Source organism: Streptomyces formicae (genome assembly GCF_002556545.1).
Taxonomy (GTDB): Bacteria; Actinomycetota; Actinomycetes; order Streptomycetales; family Streptomycetaceae; genus Streptomyces; species Streptomyces formicae_A.
The window spans coordinates 7,365,917-7,383,283 of record NZ_CP022685.1; the positions used below are offsets into that span (position 1 = coordinate 7,365,917).

Annotated in this window: 14 protein-coding genes; 10 read left to right on the plus strand and 4 right to left on the minus strand. The window is 72.1% G+C overall.

The features are described from left to right. Positions 1 to 73 precede the first annotated feature (73 nt). The 4 genes from KY5_RS32050 to KY5_RS32065 all read left to right on the plus strand — a co-directional run bounded on the left by KY5_RS32050 (position 74) and on the right by KY5_RS32065 (position 4,376). Positions 74 to 859 (plus strand): Tat pathway signal sequence domain protein, encoded by a 786-nt coding sequence (locus KY5_RS32050; RefSeq protein ID WP_199843338.1) that lies wholly within the window; start codon positions 74 to 76, stop codon positions 857 to 859. A gap of 63 nt (positions 860 to 922) precedes the next feature. Next, positions 923 to 2,242, plus strand: a complete 1,320-nt coding sequence (locus KY5_RS32055) for a copper amine oxidase (protein ID WP_098245480.1) — start codon at positions 923 to 925, stop codon at positions 2,240 to 2,242. 103 nt (positions 2,243 to 2,345) lie between these two features. Continuing rightward, complete coding sequence (locus KY5_RS32060) at positions 2,346 to 3,587, plus strand: SAV2148 family HEPN domain-containing protein (RefSeq protein WP_098245481.1); 1,242 nt, start codon at positions 2,346 to 2,348, stop codon at positions 3,585 to 3,587. A gap of 78 nt (positions 3,588 to 3,665) precedes the next feature. After that, on the plus strand, positions 3,666 to 4,376 hold the full coding sequence (locus KY5_RS32065) for a 3'-5' exonuclease (RefSeq protein WP_098245482.1): 711 nt from the start codon (positions 3,666 to 3,668) through the stop codon (positions 4,374 to 4,376). 162 nt (positions 4,377 to 4,538) lie between these two features. On the opposite strand, the gene KY5_RS32070 is transcribed toward KY5_RS32065, so the two are convergent. Beyond that, positions 4,539 to 5,402 (minus strand): phosphotransferase enzyme family protein, encoded by an 864-nt coding sequence (locus tag KY5_RS32070; RefSeq protein WP_098245483.1) that lies wholly within the window; start codon positions 5,400 to 5,402, stop codon positions 4,539 to 4,541. Between the two features lie 183 nt (positions 5,403 to 5,585). Between KY5_RS32070 and KY5_RS32075 the strand changes: the two genes are divergently transcribed. Genes KY5_RS32075 through KY5_RS32085 form a run of 3 tightly spaced genes read left to right on the plus strand, consistent with a single transcriptional unit; the run spans position 5,586 to position 8,655 of the window. Next, a complete protein-coding gene (locus tag KY5_RS32075) occupies positions 5,586 to 6,509 on the plus strand; it encodes a carbohydrate ABC transporter permease (protein WP_098245484.1) in 924 nt (307 codons plus the stop codon). After that, a complete protein-coding gene (locus tag KY5_RS32080) occupies positions 6,506 to 7,342 on the plus strand; it encodes a carbohydrate ABC transporter permease (protein ID WP_098245485.1) in 837 nt (278 codons plus the stop codon). The genes KY5_RS32075 and KY5_RS32080 overlap by 4 nt, the downstream gene beginning before the upstream one ends. Next, on the plus strand, positions 7,342 to 8,655 hold the full coding sequence (locus KY5_RS32085; RefSeq protein WP_098245486.1) for an ABC transporter substrate-binding protein: 1,314 nt from the start codon (positions 7,342 to 7,344) through the stop codon (positions 8,653 to 8,655). The genes KY5_RS32080 and KY5_RS32085 overlap by 1 nt, the downstream gene beginning before the upstream one ends. 85 nt (positions 8,656 to 8,740) lie before the next feature. On the opposite strand, the gene KY5_RS32090 is transcribed toward KY5_RS32085, so the two are convergent. Both KY5_RS32090 and KY5_RS32095 read right to left on the minus strand, forming a co-directional pair. Next, the gene (locus KY5_RS32090) at positions 8,741 to 9,472 is read right to left on the minus strand and encodes a response regulator (protein ID WP_098245487.1); all 732 of its coding nucleotides are present in this window, start codon (positions 9,470 to 9,472) and stop codon (positions 8,741 to 8,743) included. Beyond that, positions 9,469 to 10,788 carry a sensor histidine kinase gene (locus tag KY5_RS32095; protein WP_098245488.1) on the minus strand — a complete coding sequence of 440 codons (1,320 nt, stop codon included), beginning with the start codon at positions 10,786 to 10,788 and terminating at the stop codon, positions 9,469 to 9,471. Before KY5_RS32095 ends, KY5_RS32090 begins: the two co-directional genes overlap by 4 nt. 228 nt (positions 10,789 to 11,016) lie before the next feature. Between KY5_RS32095 and KY5_RS32100 the strand changes: the two genes are divergently transcribed. Together KY5_RS32100 and KY5_RS32105 are read left to right on the plus strand one after the other, a co-directional pair. Continuing rightward, complete coding sequence (locus KY5_RS32100; protein WP_098245489.1) at positions 11,017 to 13,242, plus strand: MMPL family transporter; 2,226 nt, start codon at positions 11,017 to 11,019, stop codon at positions 13,240 to 13,242. Between the two features lie 59 nt (positions 13,243 to 13,301). Continuing rightward, on the plus strand, positions 13,302 to 14,924 hold the full coding sequence (locus KY5_RS32105) for an alpha/beta hydrolase (RefSeq protein ID WP_098245490.1): 1,623 nt from the start codon (positions 13,302 to 13,304) through the stop codon (positions 14,922 to 14,924). Here the strand turns inward: KY5_RS32105 and KY5_RS32110 are convergent. Then, on the minus strand, positions 14,921 to 15,778 hold the full coding sequence (locus KY5_RS32110) for a helix-turn-helix domain-containing protein (protein ID WP_098245491.1): 858 nt from the start codon (positions 15,776 to 15,778) through the stop codon (positions 14,921 to 14,923). The genes KY5_RS32105 and KY5_RS32110 overlap by 4 nt on opposite strands. Before the next feature lie 129 nt (positions 15,779 to 15,907). On the opposite strand from KY5_RS32110, the gene KY5_RS32115 reads away from it, so the two are divergent. Beyond that, a complete protein-coding gene (locus KY5_RS32115) occupies positions 15,908 to 17,293 on the plus strand; it encodes an MFS transporter (RefSeq protein ID WP_098245492.1) in 1,386 nt (461 codons plus the stop codon). Positions 17,294 to 17,367: the final 74 nt, after the last annotated feature.

Consider the following 17,367-nt stretch of genomic DNA (forward strand, 5'->3'; position numbering starts at 1 on the left):
TGAACCCGTCTAACGGTCTGACCACATACTCGGTATGCCCCGTGTGGGGGCTCGTGGGGGAAAAGGGGAGTAAGTGCGAGAGCTAGTCAGACGCCACCTGGGGAAGGTGGTGGCGGGCTCCGCGGTCGCGGTTGCCGCCACCGCCGTGCTGGTCGGCGTCACACTGCCGGGGTCGGACGGGTCGGGGGACCGTCAGACCAACGCCGCGGCCGCGAAGCAGGACGCGATCGCCAAGGACGGCGTCGTCCAGGCCGCACCCAAGGAGGGCGAGAAGGGCATCGGCAGCGATCCGCTGACCGACGCCGAGATCGAGCGCGCGGAGAAGGCGTCCGTCTCGGGGCAGATGCGCTCCAGCGCGAGGGACGTCGAGGGCGACCGCGGCCCGCAGCTCCTCTCGACGAACCTGAGCGAGCCGGAGCCCTCCGACTCGGGCGCCGCCGCGCCGCGCAGGGCAGAGGTCGTCTACTACGACTACAAGCAGGACGCGGTCATCACCAAGACGGTCAACGTGGAGACCGGCAAGGTGGAGAGCGCGAACACCACGCGCAACGTCCAGCCGCCACCCAGCCAGGAAGAGCTCGCCGAGGGCGCCAGGCTGCTGATCGCCGATCCCCTCGGCAAGGGCCTGAAGCAGGACTTCAAGCACGCCACCGGCAAGACGCTGACCGGTCCCGGCCAGCTCCAGCTGAGCGGCATGGTCTTCCGCAAGGAGACCATCAAGAGCGTGCCGTCCGACCTCACCGAGTGCGGCAAGCACCGCTGCCTCCAGGTCGTCACCAAGGTCAAGAACGGCCCGTGGATCGACACCAGGGCCCTCGTCGTCGACCTGAGCAGCCGCTCCGTGGGACGCCTCGGCTGATCGCGGCCACCGCGCACGACTCCACCCTTCTGCTTCTCCTCGTACGAGGGAGTTCACACCGCAATGCACGTCAACAGACTTTCGCGCGCCCGCAAGAAGGCCACCATGGCCCTCGCGGTCGCCGCGCTGATCGGCGGCGCCGCCACGGTGGCCTCGCCCGCGTCGGCCGCCCCGCAGGCCCCGCCGAGCGCCCCCGCGGCCGCCGCCGACTGCAGTGACGCCTACAAGATCGAGCAGACCGTCGACGGCGGCACGACCTGGCGCATGTGCTGGCACTACAACACGCTGTCCGGTCTGATCCTCGACAAGATCAGCTACCAGCCCAAGGGCGAGCCCAAGCCCATACCCGTCCTGACCAGCGCCCGCCTGGCGCAGGTCCACGTGCCCTACGACGACGGCCAGGCAGAGTACGACGACGTCACCGGCACCGACTTCGGCCAGGCCCTGCAGAACCTCAACCCCGGGGAGTGTCCCGGCGGCACCATCAAGACCGTGAAGGTCCCGCAGCGGGGCAACGTGAAGGGCCTGTGCGCCACCACGCGCGCGCGTGGGCACGCGTACCGCCTCAACGACGACCAGAGCACCGGCGGCACCGGCAAGGTCTACACCGGCCAGGGCAAGGACCTGCTGGTCTACACCGTCAACAAGGCCTCCTGGTACGAGTACATCACCGAGTGGCGCTTCTCCTCGGACGGCACCATCACCTCCCAGGTCGGCGCGACCGGCAGCCTCTCGCCGTACGACTACGACGGCGGCGACGACCGCGGCTGGCCCATCGGCAAGGGCGACCAGGCCAAGGCCGAGAGCCACGCGCACAACGTCTTCTGGCGGCTCAACTTCGGCCTCGACGGCTCCCCGAAGGCCAAGGTCGAGCAGTACGACTCCAAGGTCACCCCGCCCACCGGGCAGGGCAGCCCCACCACCAAGACCACCCGCACCAAGGTCACCAAGGAACTCGCGGGCGACCGCAAGGACATGCGCTGGTGGCGCGTGGTCAGCGGGGCGGGCAAGAACAAGGACGGCCACCCGCGCTCGTACGAGATCGTGCCGGGCCCCAGCAACAAGCACGCGGGGCGGCCCTACACCAAGCACGACGTGTACTTCACCGAGTACAAGAAGTGCGAGCAGTACGCGAGCCAGAACCCCGGGTGCGCCAACGGCGTGCCGACGAGCGTCGACAAGTGGGTGAACGGACAGACCCTCACCCACCCCGTCACCTGGGTCCACATCGGCTTCCACCACATCGCGCGTGACGAGGACCAGCAGCCGATGCCGGTCCACTGGCAGGGCTTCTCGCTGGCCGCACGCGATGTCACCGCTATGAGCCCGCTCACTCCGCAGGATCTGGCGAACCAGAACGGCCAGCCCCCGCTGGGCGGTTGAGAAACCACCCTGCCCATCGGGCTGCACCGCCCGCCGCTCCCGGAGTACCCTTCCTTGATCGTTGACTGGGGGAGTGCTCGGGGGAGCGGAAGGCGGTGCGCGGGTGAGCTCGGGTGGGCGGGAGCTGCCCCCTGGTGACGAGGGTCACGAGGGGGGCTCCGCGGACGTTCCCGCCGGAGCGGTGTCCTTGGCGCGGCCGATGGAGACGGGATCCCAGATCGGACCGGAACTGGACTGGGGCACGGACGCCTGGCGCGAGGTCCGTACCCGCGCCCAGCGGGCCGGTCGTGCCTACATCTGGCTGAACCTGGTGGAGCAGCGGCTGCGCGCGGTCGTGGCCGCTGTTCTGCGTCCCGTCTACGAACCCGTCCACGCGGACGACTGGGTGGTGGCCGCGGCGGGCCCGGCGGGCCAGGAGTGGGTGCAGCGGGCCGTCGCCGTACGCGAGGTGAGCCGCCGCAAGGGCTATCTGCTCGACCCGGCCGACGACAACGTCCTCAGCTTCCTCACCCTGCCCCAGCTGCGCGAGCTGATGGTGCAGCACTGGCCCTGCTTCGAGCCGTACTTCGACGACCGGCGCGACGTCGAACTGGCCCTGGACGAACTGGAAGTCACCAGGAACGTCGTCTCCCGCAACCGTGCCCTGTCCGAGACGGTCCTCGCCCAGGCCGAGCGCGCTTCGGCCAAGCTCCTGGACATACTCGGCGCGGGCACCGACACGCCCTCCGCGCGGCGCCTGCCCGTCGACGCCGTCGAGGACCTGGTCGGTGACCGCTACGCGGACGTGGTGGCCGTGCACTCGGACCGGGTGCGGCTGCTGCGGCAGTTCCCCGCCGAGGACATCTTCGGCGGCGCGCGCCGCCTCGACGCGATCGGCATCGGCCTCAACCTCCTCGTGCAGAACTTCTCCGGGCGCCGCCTGGTCAGGCTTGCCGAGTCCGGCTGCCGGGTGCGGCTGCTCTTCCTGAACCCCGCGAGCAGCGCCGTCAAGCGCCGCGAGCGTGAACTGGGGCTGAAGAAGGGGGAGTTGAGCCGTTCGGTCGAGATGAACATTCTGCATTCGCGCCGGGTGCGGGCCGCCCTGCGCGACCCCGGCGCCTTCGAGATCCAGGTCTTCGACGAGACGCCGCGGTTCACGGCGTACCTGGTCGACGGCGACGGCGCGGACGGCATCGCCGTCGTCCAGTCGTATCTGCGCAGGACCCGCGGGATGGAGGCGCCGGTGCTCGTGCTGCGCGGCGGCGGCCGGGTGGTGAAGCCCGGCGAACCCGGCGACGGCGGGCTCTTCACGACCTACCGCGAGGAGTTCGAGCTGGCCTGGGCGGACTCGCGCCCGGTGTCGTGAGGGCGGACCCCGGATTGTCAGTGGCCCGTGGGATCGTGGTGGTCACTGGGGGAAAGCACCACGAAGAAGGGGGCGGCCATGGGCTGGCACCGGGAGCTGCTGATCGGTTTCGACCTGGAGACGACGGGGACGGATCCGGGTGAGGCGCGCATCGTCACGGGCGCGGTGATCGAGGTCAAGGCCGGCGAGACGCTGGGCCGCCGCGAGTGGCTCGCGGATCCGGGGGTCCCGATCCCGGCGGACGCCGTCGCGGTGCACGGCATCACGAACGAGCGCGCGGCGGCCGAGGGCCGACCCGCCGCCGAGGTGGCGGACGCGCTCGCGGACGTCCTCACCTCCTACTGGCAGTCCGGCGTCCCGGTCGTCGCGTACAACGCGGTCTTCGACCTGAGCCTGCTCTCCGCGGAGCTCCGGCGGTACGGTCTGCCGTCCCTGCGCGACCGGCTCGGCGGCGTCGAGCCGGGGCCCGTCATCGATCCGTACACGATCGACCGCTCCGTCGACCGCTACCGCAGGGGCAAGCGGAATCTGGAGGCGGTCTGCAGGGAGTACGGGGTGGTGCTCGAAGCCGCCCACAACGCATCGGCGGACGCGCAGGCCGCGGCGCGCCTCGCCGGGGCGATAGCCGACCGCCACCCCAAGGTCGCGGGCATCGGCCCGGCGGAACTCCACCGCCGCCAGGTCGCGTGGTATGCGGAGTGGGCGGCGGACTTCCAGAACTTCCTCCGCAAGAAGGGGGACGCCGACGCGGTCGTGGACGGGGTGTGGCCTTTCCGTGCGGAGGGCTAGGGCGCCCCGCGGTGCCGGTCGGTTCCTGTGCCTGCGGGCCACAGGGGGCTTGTCGCGCAGTTCCCCGCGCCCCTGACGGGGCGCTACTGCTGTGGGCAATCGTGCCGCTGGGCGGCACGGGTGGGCACAGCCCACGGCGCGGAGGGGCAGTGCGTCAGGCGTTCAGAACGGGTACCAACGCACCGTCACGTCGCCGTCTCGCAAAGAGGCCACTCGGCGCCGGAACTCGGTGAGTGCCTTCGGGTTCGAGGGGGCGTGCTGGGCGACCCACGCGCAGCTGGCTGTTTCCCGGGCGCCGCGCAGTACCGCACAGCCCTCCCACTCCCGCACATCCCACCCGTACTCCGACACGAACCCGTCATACGCCTCCGGCGAGAGCCCGTAGCGGTCACGGGAGAGTGCCATGACGACCAGGTCGTGCTCCCGCAGGTCCGAGGAGAACGTCTCCAGGTCCACCAGGGCGGGGCCTTCGGGACCGACCAGGACGTTGCGCGGCAGCGCGTCGCCGTGGAGGGGGCCCGGCGCGAGCCGGGGAGTCAACGCGGCGGCCGCCGCAGCGAATCCGTCCCTGCGCTCCCGCAGATAGTCCGCGTCACCCGGATCGATCGCGTCGCCCGCGAGCCGCAGCCAGCGCTCGACACCGCCGAGCAGCTCGCGGCGCGGCAGGGCGAAGGAGGGGGATTCCAGCGCGTGCACCTGGCGCAGGAGCAGGGCGAGATCGCGCGGCTCGGCGGGACGCGCGGCTTCGGGGAGCCGGTGCCAGAGCGTCACCGGATGCCCGTCCACCAGCAGAGGGGAGGACTCGGCGGCCCGCACCGCGGGGACGTCCGCCCGCTCCAGCCAGTCGGCGACGGCCAGCTCGCGCCGCGCCCGGTCGAGCAGTTCGGGCGCCGCACGGCCGACCTTGACGACCAGGTCGTCGAGGGCGAACACCGCGTTCTCGCCGAGGGCGAGCAACTTCGCCCCGGCCACCGGGCCGGGGAGCCCCGCCGCGTCCAGTACCTCCCGCGCCCGCGCCTCGTCCATGGCCCGCCTCCCGCACCCGTTGCCCCGCCAGTTGTCCCGTTCGCCCGACAGTCTCGCATTCGCACAGGCCAACAGGTGTGTGCGGGCCGCGCAGCTGCTTGACGTATCAAGATCACATCAGCACGATGACGGGGGCCGCCAGGGCGGCCAGACCCGCACGAGCCGCCCGAAGGAGCCGATTCCGTGACATTGGCGACCGCGACGAAGCGGTCAGCGAGAGGCGTGCCGGGGCAGAGACCCACGGACCACGGCGCGTGGTTCCTCGTGCTGCCCGCGCTGATCCCGATCCTGGTCCTGAGCGTGGGCCCGCTGCTCTACGGCATCGCGCTGGCCTTCACCGACTCCCAGTCGGGCCGCACCCAGCCCACCCAGTGGGTCGGCGCGCTCAACTTCCAGGACCTGCTGCACGACACGCTGTTCTGGGACTCGTTCAGGATCGGCCTGCTCTGGGCGTTCGGCGTCACCGTGCCGCAGTTCTTCCTGGCGCTCGGCCTCGCCCTGCTGCTCAACCAGCCGCTGCGGATGCGCTGGCTGGCCCGCGCGCTCGCGATCATCCCCTGGGCGATGCCCGAGGTGGTGGTCGGCATCATGTGGCGGCTCGTCTACCACCCGGACGCGGGCGTGCTCAACGAGACGCTCTCCCACCTGGGTCTGGGGGAGGGCAAGGACTGGCTGACGGGGACGGCCACCGCCCTCTTCGCCGTGATCGTCGTCGGCGTCTGGGCCGGTATGCCGCAGACGACCGTGGCGCTGCTCGCCGGGCTCCAGAACACCCCGCGGGAGCTGCACGAGGCCGCCGCGATGGACGGCGCGGGCGCCTGGCGCCGCTTCACCACCGTCACCTGGCCCGCGATCAAGCCGATCGCCCTCGCCATCACCGCGCTCAACTTCATCTGGAACTTCAATTCCTTCGCCCTGGTCTACGTCCTGACCCAGGGCGGCCCCGGCGGCCGCACCCGCCTTCCGATGCTCTTCGCCTACGAAGAGGCATTCCGCTACGGCCAGTTCGGCTATGCCGCGGCCATGGGCTGCGTGATGGTCGCGGTGATCTCCGTGATCCTCGCCTGCTACCTCGTCGGCCGCCTGAAGGGAGGCGACGAGTCATGACGCGTACGAAGAAGTCGACGCGCGCCGCGCAGTACGCGGCCCTCGCCGCCTACCTCGTCTTCCTCGCCTTCCCGTTCCTCTGGCTGATCTCCACGGCCTTCAAGCCCGCGCGGGAACTGGGCAGCCTGCACCCCACCTGGATCCCCGAGGACCCCACCCTCGACAACTTCCGGCAGGCCTTCGACGAGCAGCCGCTCCTGCGGGCCGCGGGCAACTCACTGATCGCGGCGCTCAGCGCGTCCCTGATCGCGGTCGTCATCGCGACCCCCATGGCGTACGTCATGGCCAGGCACCGCAACCGCGTGTCGAAGGCGGCGACGGGCTGGGTGGTGATCAGTCAGGCGTTCCCGTTCGTCCTGATCATCATCCCGCTCTTCCTGATCCTGAAGAACCTGCACCTGATCAACTCGCTGCTCGGTCTGATCATGGTCTACGTGGTGTGGTCGCTGCCCTTCGCGCTGTGGATGCTCGTCGGGTACGTGCGCGCCGTGCCCGCCGAGCTGGAGGAGGCGGCGGCGGTGGACGGCGCCAGCAAGGTGCGGACGTTCGTCTCGGTCGTCGCGCCGCTGCTCGCCCCCGGCATCGTCGCCACGGCGATGTTCGCGTTCATCACCGCATGGAACGAGTTCTTCTTCGCGCTCGTCCTGCTCAAGACCCCGGAGAAGCAGACCTTGCCGGTCATCCTCAACCGCTTCATCGGCACCGAGGGCGTCGCGGACCTCGGGCCGCTCGCCGCCGCCGCCTTCCTCGCGACCATCCCCTCGCTGGTCATCTTCGCGATCATCCAGAAGCGGATCACGGGCGGCATGCTGGCGGGGGCGGTGAAGGCCTGATGCGCACCTCTCGCCGCAGGCGCCCGACGCCCAGGCTCCTGACCGCCGCGGGCGCCGCCCTCGCGCTGCTGCTCACCGGGTGCAGCGGCGACTCGGGTGACGACGACGGGAAGATCACCCTCCAGTTCCAGTCCCTGGCCTGGCAGAAGGAGTCCGTCGACGCCAACAAGGCGCTCGTCGACGAGTGGAACGCCACCCACCCCGACGTCAAGGTCAACTACGTGCAGGGCAGTTGGGACAGCGTCCACGACCAGCTCCTCACCTCCTTCGAGGGCGGCGAGGCGCCGGACATCATCCATGACGCATCCGACGACCTCGCCGACTTCGCGTACGGCGGATACCTCGCGGACATCGGCGACCTCCTGCCCGAGCGGCTCACGTCCGACATTCCCGAGCGCAGCTGGGAGACGGCGACCTTCGGGGGCAAGGTCTACGGGGTGCCGTTCCTCCAGGAGCCGCGCGTCCTGATCGCCAACGCCACGTGGCTGAAGAAGTCGGGCGTACGGATCCCCACGCCCGAGAAGCCCTGGAGCTGGGCGGAGTTCAGGTCGGTCACCAAGGAGCTCGGCGACGGCAAGGACGGGAAGTACGGCGTCGCCTGGCCGCTCAAGGAGCCGGTCTCCGCGACGCTGAACCTCTCGCTCTCGACCGGCGGGAAGATGTTCCACCGCGGCGCGGACGGCAAGGTCGACGTCCGCTTCGACGCGGCCGACCAGATCATGCCGCGGACCGTCCACGACCAGGTCAACGGCGACGGGAGCGCGTCGGGCACGACCCTCGGCATGGGCGGGTCCGACACGCTGCCCGGCTTCTTCGGCGGGAAGTACGCGATGGTGCCCCTCGGCTTCTCCTACCGCCAACAGATCGTCCAGCAGGCGCCCAAGGGCTTCGACTGGCAGGTCCTGCCCGCCCCGGCCGGGGCGGACGGGCTCGCGCAGGGAGTCAGCCCGCAGACCCTGTCCGTCTCCGAGGACAGCCCGCACAAGAAGGAGGCGGCCGCGTTCATCGACTTCTTCCTCCAGCCGGACAACATGGTGAAGCTGGCGCGCGGCGACTGGATGCTGCCGACTGGCGCGGAGGCCCTGAAGGATCCCGCCCTGCGCACGGAGAAGGACGACTGGGCGGTGGGCACGGCTCTCGCCGAGCATCTGCGTCCGGCGCCCGCGCAGAGCGTGCGGGGGTATCCGGAGTGGAAGGACAAGGTGGCGACGCCCGCGTTCCAGGAGTACTACAGCGGGGCGATCGGCCTCGACGAGCTGCGCAAACGGCTCGTCGATGACGGGAATCTGGTGCTTGCGCGGTATCAGCGGTAGCGCTGGGCTGCACTGGGCCGGGGCTGGTGAGGTCGTCCTTTCGGTCCGGGGCGGATGTGGCTCGTCACGCAGTTCCCCGCGCCCCTCAAGGGGCGCGATTTCCCTGGCCCGCCCGCACGAGCCCCGTCTCGTACGCCGCGATCACCGCCTGCGCGCGGTCGCGGACGCCCAGTTTGGTGAAGATGCCCGTGGCGTGGTTCTTCACGGTCTGGACGCCGATCTCCATCTGTCGCGCGATCTCGGCGTTGTCGAGGCCCGTGGCGATCAGGCGGAGCACCTCGACCTCGCGCGGGGTGAGCCCGGAGAGTTCGGAGACCGGTGGGCGCGAGGTGGGCGGCGGGGTGACGAACGTGGCGAGCAGCCGGGTGAGCAGCCGGGGCGCGACGACGGCCTCGCCGCGGTGGACGGTGCGCAGCGCGGCCACCAGTTCCTCGGGCGAGACGTCCTTGGGCAGGAACCCGGCGGCGCCCGCCCGCAGGGCGCCGACCACGTGTTCGTCCATGTCGAAGGTGCTGAGCGCGAGGACCCGGCACCGGGGCAGCTCGGCGGTGAGCCGTTCGGTGGCCCTGACGCCGTCGAGCACCGGCATGCGGATGTCCATCAGGACGACGTCCGGGCGGAGCTCGTGGGCGGCGGCGACGGCCTGCTCGCCGTCGCCCACCTCGCCGACGACCTCGATGGCGGGATCGGAGAGCAGGACGAGCGAGAGGCCCCTGCGCACCAGGGGCTGGTCGTCCGCGATGAGCACGGTGATCCGCTCGGGCGCCGCGTCGGCGGCAGATTCCGCGGGGGCGGGTGGGGGAGTGGGGGAGGTCATCGGGTCCCGTCCTTCTCGTGCGTGGCGCTGTCGTGCGCGTCGGCCTCGTGCCTGCCGCTCTCGTGTGCGTCACCCTCGTAGGTGCCGACGGGCAGCGGCACGCTCGCGGCCACCTCGAACCCGCCTTCCGCGCGGCTGCCGACGCGCAGGGTGCCGTCGTGCAGGGCGATGCGTTCCCGCATGCCGAGGAGACCGTATCCACCGCCCGCGGCCGCCCCGCCACCGAGTCCGCCGGGCGCCCTCGCGGAACCGGTACCGGAACCGGCACCGGCGCCGTCATCGGTCACCTCGACGGTGACCCGGCCCTCCAGATAGGCGAGCCGGACCGTGGCGCGGGCGGGCCCCGCGTGCTTGCGGGCGTTGGTCAGCGCCTCCTGGACGATGCGGTAGAGGGTGAGGCCGACCGTCATCGGCAGCGGTCGCGGCCGCCCGGTGACGTGCAGTTCGGTGGGCAGGCCCGCGGCGCCCGCGTCGGCGACGAGCCGTTCGATGCCGTCCACCCCGGGCTGCGGCTCCGACGGGGTCTCCTCGGGCGTGTCCGTGCTGCGCAGCACGCCGAGGAGTTGGCGCATCTCGTGCAGCGCCGTGCGGCCCGACTCCTCCAGAGTGAGGAGCGCGTCACGCGCCGTCTCGGGGGCGCGGTCCAGGGTGGCTCTGGCGCCGCCCGACATCAGGTACATGGTGGTGATGTGGTGGGCCACAATGTCGTGGAGCTCGCGCGCGATGCGGCGCCGTTCCTCGGCGACCGCGTGATCGGCCAGGAGCCTGCGGTTGATGTCCAGCTGCAGTTTCCACTGCCGTACGCCCAGACCCAGCGCGACGATGGCGGCGGTGAACACCGCGTCGAGGGTGGCCGTCATCGCGAACGGCTCGGCGCCCTGCGCGTCCCGCACCCACTGCACGGGCACGCACGCGGCGGCGCCGATGGCCACGGCGCGCGGGCCCGCGTACCTGGCCGCGGTGTACAGGGCGATGGCGGTGGCGGCGCCGTAGCTGTGCGTCATGGGGGTGCCGGGATCGGCGGCGACGCCCAGGTTGACGGCCAGTTGCAGGGCGAGGACCGCGCCGAGCACCGGTACGGGGTGCAGGCGCCGCACCAGCAGCGGCACCACGAAGAGGGCGACCAGGACGACACCGAACACGGTCACGCGCGATCCCGCGCCGCCGGGCCCGGTGGAGATGGTCGGGCCCGCGGGGCCGGGGAAGAGGTACGCGAGCACCTCCACCGCCGTCGCGGCGACGGCGAGCACCACGTCCCCCCGAGAGGGCCGTGTCCTGCCCTCGGGCGGTACCGGGGGGAAATAGTCGCGGCCCATTCGGGCGCCTCCTAGCCGAGTGCTGCGCTTTCCGCACCATTACATCCCGGCCGACGGCGCCGCGGATCCGCGCGGGGTCGGGGCTTTCACCCAGTACCCGGGTACTGCCCGCGCCCCGGTACCGGACCGGGGTCCCGGTCGCTTCCCCTTCCGGCGGCCGACGTTTTCCACTGGGTCCGCGTGATGACCTGTTAGGAGCTTCAGGAACTCCGCAGGGAAAAGGGAATCATGATCCACAAACTGACCTCATTCTCCACCCGACATCGATGGATGATGGTCGTCATATGGACCGTGCTCGGCGCGGGCCTGAGTTTTGTGGGCAAGGCGATGATGTACGACGTCACCGATTCCCAGTCGGGCGACTTCCTTCCCCAGCAGTACGACTCGGCCGTCGCGCTGCGCATCGCCGAGGACGAGTTCGGCGCCGCACCCGACCCGAACGCGCTGACCGTGCTCGTGGCCAGGGACGACGGCGGGAAGCTCACCGCGGCCGACGAGCGGCGGATCACCGGCACCGCGGCCGGTCTCGGCCGGGAGCGGATCGCGGCGCCCGCGCCCGAACCGCTGATGAAGGACCATTCCCAGATCCCTCGGGTATCGCCGGGAGCCGTGGCGCCCGACAGGAGTTTCCGGCTCCTGACGGTCTCGCTGGACGGAAATCCCCAGGACCCCGGAGTGCAGGACGTCTACAAGAAGTTCCGTGACATCGCGGAGCGGGAATTCGCCCACGAGGACCTGCGCGTCGGATTCACCGGCGGCATCGCCTCCACGGTCGACAATCTGGACGCCGAGGAGACCACGGGCAAAGTCGTCAGCAGCCTGACGATGGGCCTCATCGTCCTGTTGAACGTCCTCGTCTTCCGCAGTGTTCTCGCCGCGCTCGTCCCGCTGATCGCGGTGGCGCTGATCGGTGGTGTCGCGTCCGGCGCCGTGGTCGGCGCGGCGAAGCTCTTCGGGATCGACCTCGACCCGTCCACTCCCTCGCTGATCGGTGTCGTCCTTCTCGGCATCGGCGTCGACTACTTCCTCTTCCTGATGTTCCGGTTCAGGGAGCAGCTGCGGAACCACCCGGGGCAGGACGCGCGGACGGCCGCGGTGGAGACGACCCGGCGGGTGGGCGGCGCGATCACCTCGGCCGCGCTGACGATCGTGGCCGCCTTCGCGACCCTGGGCCTCGCGAGCTTCGGACAGTTCAGGGTCCTCGGCCCCGCGATCGCGATCTCCGTACTCGTGATGCTCGTCGCCAGCCTCACGCTGATGCCCGCGCTGCTCGCCCTGCTCGGCCGCGCCATGTTCTGGCCCGCGCGCGCCTGGAAGAAGGAGCGCACCGGCGGGATCAGCGCACGCCTGGGGCACGCGGTGAGCGCCCGCCCCGTGCGGTACGCCCTCGGGAGCCTGGTGCTGCTCGGCGCGCTCGGCGCCGGTGCGGTCGGCATGAAGATGAGCTACGACCAGCAGGGCCTGCCCGAGACCGCCGCGGTCAGAACGGCCGAACAGATCGCCCGGAGCCTGCCCGCGGGCGTCTCCGACCCGCACACGGTGTACGTCAGCAGCACCGACGGCAGGGACCTCAAGGCGAGTTCGCTGACCGGCATGAGCCGGGCGCTCGCCAAGGAGGAGGGCGTCGGAAAGGTCGGCGAGCCGGTGCTCAGCAAGGACCGCACGGCCGCTCGCGTCGATCTGCTCCTGAGCGTCAAGTCCGATACGCAGCACGCGCGTGACCTGGTCTCGGGCCCCATCAGGGACACCGCGGCGCGCACCGCGCCCGAGGGCACCAAGGCGTACGTGACGGGCACGGCCGCCGTCTTCGCCGACATCTCCACGGCGGTGGAGAAGGACCTGCGCCTGGTGTTCCCCGTCGCGGCCCTGCTCATCGCCGTGATCCTCTTCCTGCTGCTGCGCTCGGTGCTGGCCCCCGTCGTCCTGATGCTCGCCGTCGGTCTCGGCTTCGTCGCCACCCTCGGGGCGAGCACGCTGCTCTTCCAGCACACCCTCGACCGGCCCGGCATCTCGTTCACCCTGCCCCTGGTCCTCTTCCTCTTCGTCGTCGCCCTCGGCACCGACTACAACATCCTGATCACCGACCGGATCAGGGAGGAGATGGCGAAGCCGGGGCCCGCGCGGCACGCGGTGGCCGAGGCGGTGCGGCACACCGCGCCCGCCGTCGCCACGGCGGGCGTCGTGCTCGCGGGCTCCTTCGCGGCGCTCGCCGCGAGCCCCGTCACCCAGGAACTCGGCTTCGCCACCGGACTCGGGATCATCCTCTCCTCGCTCGTGCTCTCCCTCGTCCTGGTGCCCGCGCTCGCCGCGCTCCTCGGCCGCGGCCTGTGGTGGCCGCGCAGGTCGGGCCGGACGGGGCGCCACCACGCCGCCGGGGCGCCGCCCGCCCCCGGCCACCACCAGCCGTACGAGGTCGCGACCGCGTACCGGCCCGAGCACGAGGCGGCCCGGTGACCGACCCACGAACCGACCCACAAGAAGAGCCGCGGAAGCGTGAGAAGCGAAGGAACCACATGAAGACGACCACCGGGCCCCTGAGCGCGATCGGCCTGACCCTCGCCCTGGCCGCCGGCGCGGCCGGATGCGCGGCGCAGGACAGCTCCTCGGCGGGGGCGGAGAAGCCCGCGTCGGCACGAGAGACCACCGTGACGCAGGAGACCACCGTGACGCGGGAGGCCGCCACGAAGGGCCTCGACCGCTTCTACCGGCAGCGTCTGGACTGGGGCCCGTGCAAGGACCCCGCCCTCGCCGAGAGCGGCACGCGCTGCGCGAAGGTCATCGTCCCGCTCGACTACGCCGCGCCCAAGGGCCCCACCCTCTCGCTCACCATCTCCCGGCTGAAGGCCACCGGAGCCAAGAGCGAACGGCGCGGCATCATCCAGACCAACCCGGGAGGACCCGGCGGCCACGGCCTCGGGATGCCCGTCCAGTTGCGCGCCAAGATGACGCCGGAGGTGGCCGCCGCGTACGACGTCATCGGCATGGACACCCGTGGGCTCGGGGAGAGTTCGCCGCTCGACTGCGGGCTCGACAGCATCTCCTGGTTCCGCGGCGCGGGCTTCGACCGGGCCTCGTTCGACCGGGTGGCGAAGAAGTCGGCCGACGACGCGCGCAAGTGCGAGGCGAAGTACGGCGACCGGCTCGCGCACTACTCGACCCGCAACATCGCCCGTGACGTGGACGTCGTGCGCGGCGCGCTCGGTGAGCGCAGGACGTCCTGGTTCGGCCAGTCCTACGGCACGTACCTCGGCGCCGTCTACGCGCAGATGTTCCCCGGCCGGCTGGACAGGATCGTCCTGGACAGCGCCATGAACCCCCGCGACTACGGCCTGAAGATGTTCCAGGCCATGGGCCCGGCCAACGAGAAGGCCCTGGACGACGTGGCCCGCTGGGCGGCGCCGCGCGACGCGACGTACCGCCTGGGCAAGACGCCCGCCGCCGTGCGGGCCACCGTCGAGGGCCTGGTGCGGCGGTCCGCGCAGCGGCCGATCGAGATCGGCGGCGACCGGCTCGACCAGGAGACGCTGCCGTTCGTCCTCTACTTCCTCGGCACGGACGACGTCGACAACGCCGAGTACGCGCGTACGGTGCGGCTGTTCCTGGACGCGGAGGCGGGCAAGGCGGTCGAGCCTTCGGAGCGGCTCGCCGGGCTCCTCGGCGCGATGTTCCGCACCGGACCCGACCAGACGGGCACCGGCAGGGACTACGCGAACACCCTCGCCATCCTGTGCGCGGACACCACCGCGCCGGGTGACGCCGAGTGGTACCGCAAGGCCATCGAGAAGGCCAGGGCGAAGCAGCCGGTCTTCGGTCCCTTCCACAACGCGCCGATGCCGTGCGGCTGGTGGAAGCAGAAGCCGAGCGAACCGCCCACCAAGATCGACAACGATCGCCCGGTGCTCCAGATCCAGGCCACCGGCGACACCCGCACCACCTACGAACAGGGCCTCGGCATGCACAAGGCGATGCGCGGCTCCAAGCTGGTGACGGTCCCCGTGCGCACGCACGCGGTGTACACGGGCTGCGCCAACGCCTGCGCCGACAAGGCCGTCAACGACTACCTCCTGACGGGTGAGTTGCCGCGCGAGGACTACACGTGCGCGCGGGACGAGGGCAAGGGCAAGGAGGGGCGCTAGGCGCCGAAGTGCCGGTGCAGGACGGCGTGTTCGGGACTGTCCTCCGGGGCGGTCATCACCACCAGTTCGAGCCGCTGGGGTCCCGGCAGCAGATAGCCGGTGTACGCGAGGGTCAGCGGGCCCGCCTCCGGATGGTTCAGCCGCTTGTGGCCGGTGTTCGGGCCCCGCACCTCGTGTTCGTTCCAGGCGTCGGTGAACAACCGGCCGCCGTGCGCGGCCAGTTCGGCCAGGAGTGGCTCCTCGCCCGCGCGCCCCGCGAGGGCGTTGCGGAGGCGGTGGACGTTGCCGCGCGCCACCGCCTCCCAGTCCGCGTACAGCTCCCGGGCCCTCGGGTCGCAGAGGGCGAACCACGCGAGGTTGCGGCGGTGCGGCGGGAGCGCGCCGAAGTCCGTCAGGAGCCAGGCCGCCGCGTCGTTCCAGGCGAGCACGGAACGCATCGGACTGACCAGGTAGGCGGGCCACACCGGCAGGGCCCGCAGCAGATCGAGCGCGGTTCGTGGTGCCTCGGGCGGGCCGGGCGGTGCCGAGGGCGCGGGCCTGGCCGTGATCCGGTGCAGATGGCCGCGGCCGTCCGCGTCCAGGCGCAGGGCGGTGGCCAGTGCGTCGAGCACCTCCGGTGAGGGGTGGCGCTGCCTGCCCTGTTCGAGCCGCGTGTAGTACTCCGGACTGATCCCGGCGAGCGCCGCCACCTCGGAGCGGCGCAGCCCCGCGAGGCGTCGGCCCGGGGTCCTCGGCAGCCCGACGCACTCGGGGGTGAGCCGCGCGCGCCGGGTCCGCAGGAAACCGGCCAACTCGGTCGGCCGGGAGGAGGAGCCGGTCGTCGGTGGGGAGGCCGGTGTCCGCTGTGCCGTCATGGGACCAGTGTCCGTGCCGGTGATCGGCCGGGGCCAGCCCCGGGGGTGGCCCTCGCGGGGCCACCCCCGCCGGGGAGCGCCCCCACCGGTGTCTGGTGGCGCGGCGCGGGCGCGCGGAGGCTGCCGGTCATGAGCACTTCCGCATCTCGTACGCCCCGGGCGCGCATCGCACCGCCGCCGCGCCCGACGCCGCTCGCGTTGCTCGTCCTGAGCGCGGCCGCCGGACTCGACGCGGGGAGCGTCGCCGTACTGAACAGCGCGCTGCCCGCCCTCGGCACGGAGTTCGGCGCGCCGCCGCGGACGCTGTCCTGGGCCGTCAGCGGTTACGCCCTCGCCTTCGCGGGGCTGCTGCTCGCCGGGGGAGCCCTCGCCGACCGCTTCCCGCGCCGCCGCGTCCTGACCGCAGGGCTGCTCGCGCTGGCCTTCGGCGCCCTGCCCGCCGTGGCCGCGACCGACTTCTGGATGGTCGCCGCGGGCCGGGTCCTGCAAGGCGCGGGCGCCGCGATCACCATCCCGGCGGCGACCGCGCTGGTCGCCGACCTCCACCCGGCGGGGCCCGCGCGCTCGCGCGCCCTCGGGGTCTTCGCCTCGGCGCAGGCGGGCAGTTACGGCGCGGGCCTGGTGCTCGGCGGAGTGCTCACCGGGGCGGCGGGCTGGCGGCTCGTCTTCGCGGTGCAGGGCGCGGCCGCCCTGCTCACCGCGCTCGCCGCGGTGCGCGCGCTGCCGCTCGGGGCGCCGGACAGGGGCCGCCGCGTCGACCCCGTCGGCGGCGCGGCCCTGGTGGCCACGGTCGTACTGCTCGTCCTCGGGGCCGATCTGCTCTCCCACCGGGGCGCGGGACGCCTCTTCGCCGTCACCGCGCTGGCCGGGGCGGCCGGTGCGGGGGCGCTGTGGTGGCGGCGCGGCGGCGACGCGCTGCTCGACCGGGCGCTGCTGCGGATCGCGGCGGTGCGGACGTCGGCGGCCACGGCGGTGGCGTTCTACTTCTGCGTGAACGGCTCGCTCTTCTTCGTGCCGCTGTATCTCCAGGACGTACGCGGGATGTCCCCTGCCGCGTCGGGGCTCGCGGTGCTTCCGGTGAGCGCGGCGGTGACGGTCACGGCGCTGCTCGCCGGGCGCCTGCTGGAGCGGGTCGGCGCGCGGGCGGTTCTCACGGCGGGGCTGCTGCTGACCGGGGGCGGCGTGTCGATGTGGTGCCTGACGGGTGCTCAGAGCCCTTACTGGTGGCCCGTGTTCGCCGGTCTCGTGGTGACCGGTGTCGGGCAGGGCCTGGCGTTCCCCGCGCTCACGGTGCTGGGCCTGCGGGGTGTCCCGCAGGCCCGGCAGGGCGCGGCCTCCGCGGTGACCGCGACGGCCCTTCAGATCGGCAGCGGACTCGGTCCCGCGGTCCTGGCCGGGGCGGCGTCGGTGGCGGGCTCTTCGGTGCTGGCGGGGCAGCATGTCGCGTTCGCCGCGGCGGCGGGAGTGGTGTTTCTCGCCGGGGGCGTTGTCGTGGGGGTGCGTAGGGCCTGGTGACGGGGCGTTGGGCGTGTGCGGCGCCGTCGTGGCTGGTCGCGCAGTTCCCCGCGCCCCCTTCGGGGCGCTGCCCC

Coding starts and splice junctions, on each gene's coding strand:
- KY5_RS32110 (WP_098245491.1), bottom strand. CDS start 15,778: ATGACGGCACAGCGGACACCGGCCTCCCCACCGACGACCGGCTCCTCC.
- KY5_RS32055 (WP_098245480.1), top strand. CDS start 923: ATGCACGTCAACAGACTTTCGCGCGCCCGCAAGAAGGCCACCATGGCC.
- KY5_RS32085 (WP_098245486.1), top strand. CDS start 7,342: ATGCGCACCTCTCGCCGCAGGCGCCCGACGCCCAGGCTCCTGACCGCC.
- KY5_RS32065 (WP_098245482.1), top strand. CDS start 3,666: ATGGGCTGGCACCGGGAGCTGCTGATCGGTTTCGACCTGGAGACGACG.
- KY5_RS32105 (WP_098245490.1), top strand. CDS start 13,302: ATGAAGACGACCACCGGGCCCCTGAGCGCGATCGGCCTGACCCTCGCC.
- KY5_RS32100 (WP_098245489.1), top strand. CDS start 11,017: ATGATCCACAAACTGACCTCATTCTCCACCCGACATCGATGGATGATG.
- KY5_RS32090 (WP_098245487.1), bottom strand. CDS start 9,472: ATGACCTCCCCCACTCCCCCACCCGCCCCCGCGGAATCTGCCGCCGAC.
- KY5_RS32095 (WP_098245488.1), bottom strand. CDS start 10,788: ATGGGCCGCGACTATTTCCCCCCGGTACCGCCCGAGGGCAGGACACGG.
- KY5_RS32115 (WP_098245492.1), top strand. CDS start 15,908: ATGAGCACTTCCGCATCTCGTACGCCCCGGGCGCGCATCGCACCGCCG.
- KY5_RS32070 (WP_098245483.1), bottom strand. CDS start 5,402: ATGGACGAGGCGCGGGCGCGGGAGGTACTGGACGCGGCGGGGCTCCCC.
- KY5_RS32080 (WP_098245485.1), top strand. CDS start 6,506: ATGACGCGTACGAAGAAGTCGACGCGCGCCGCGCAGTACGCGGCCCTC.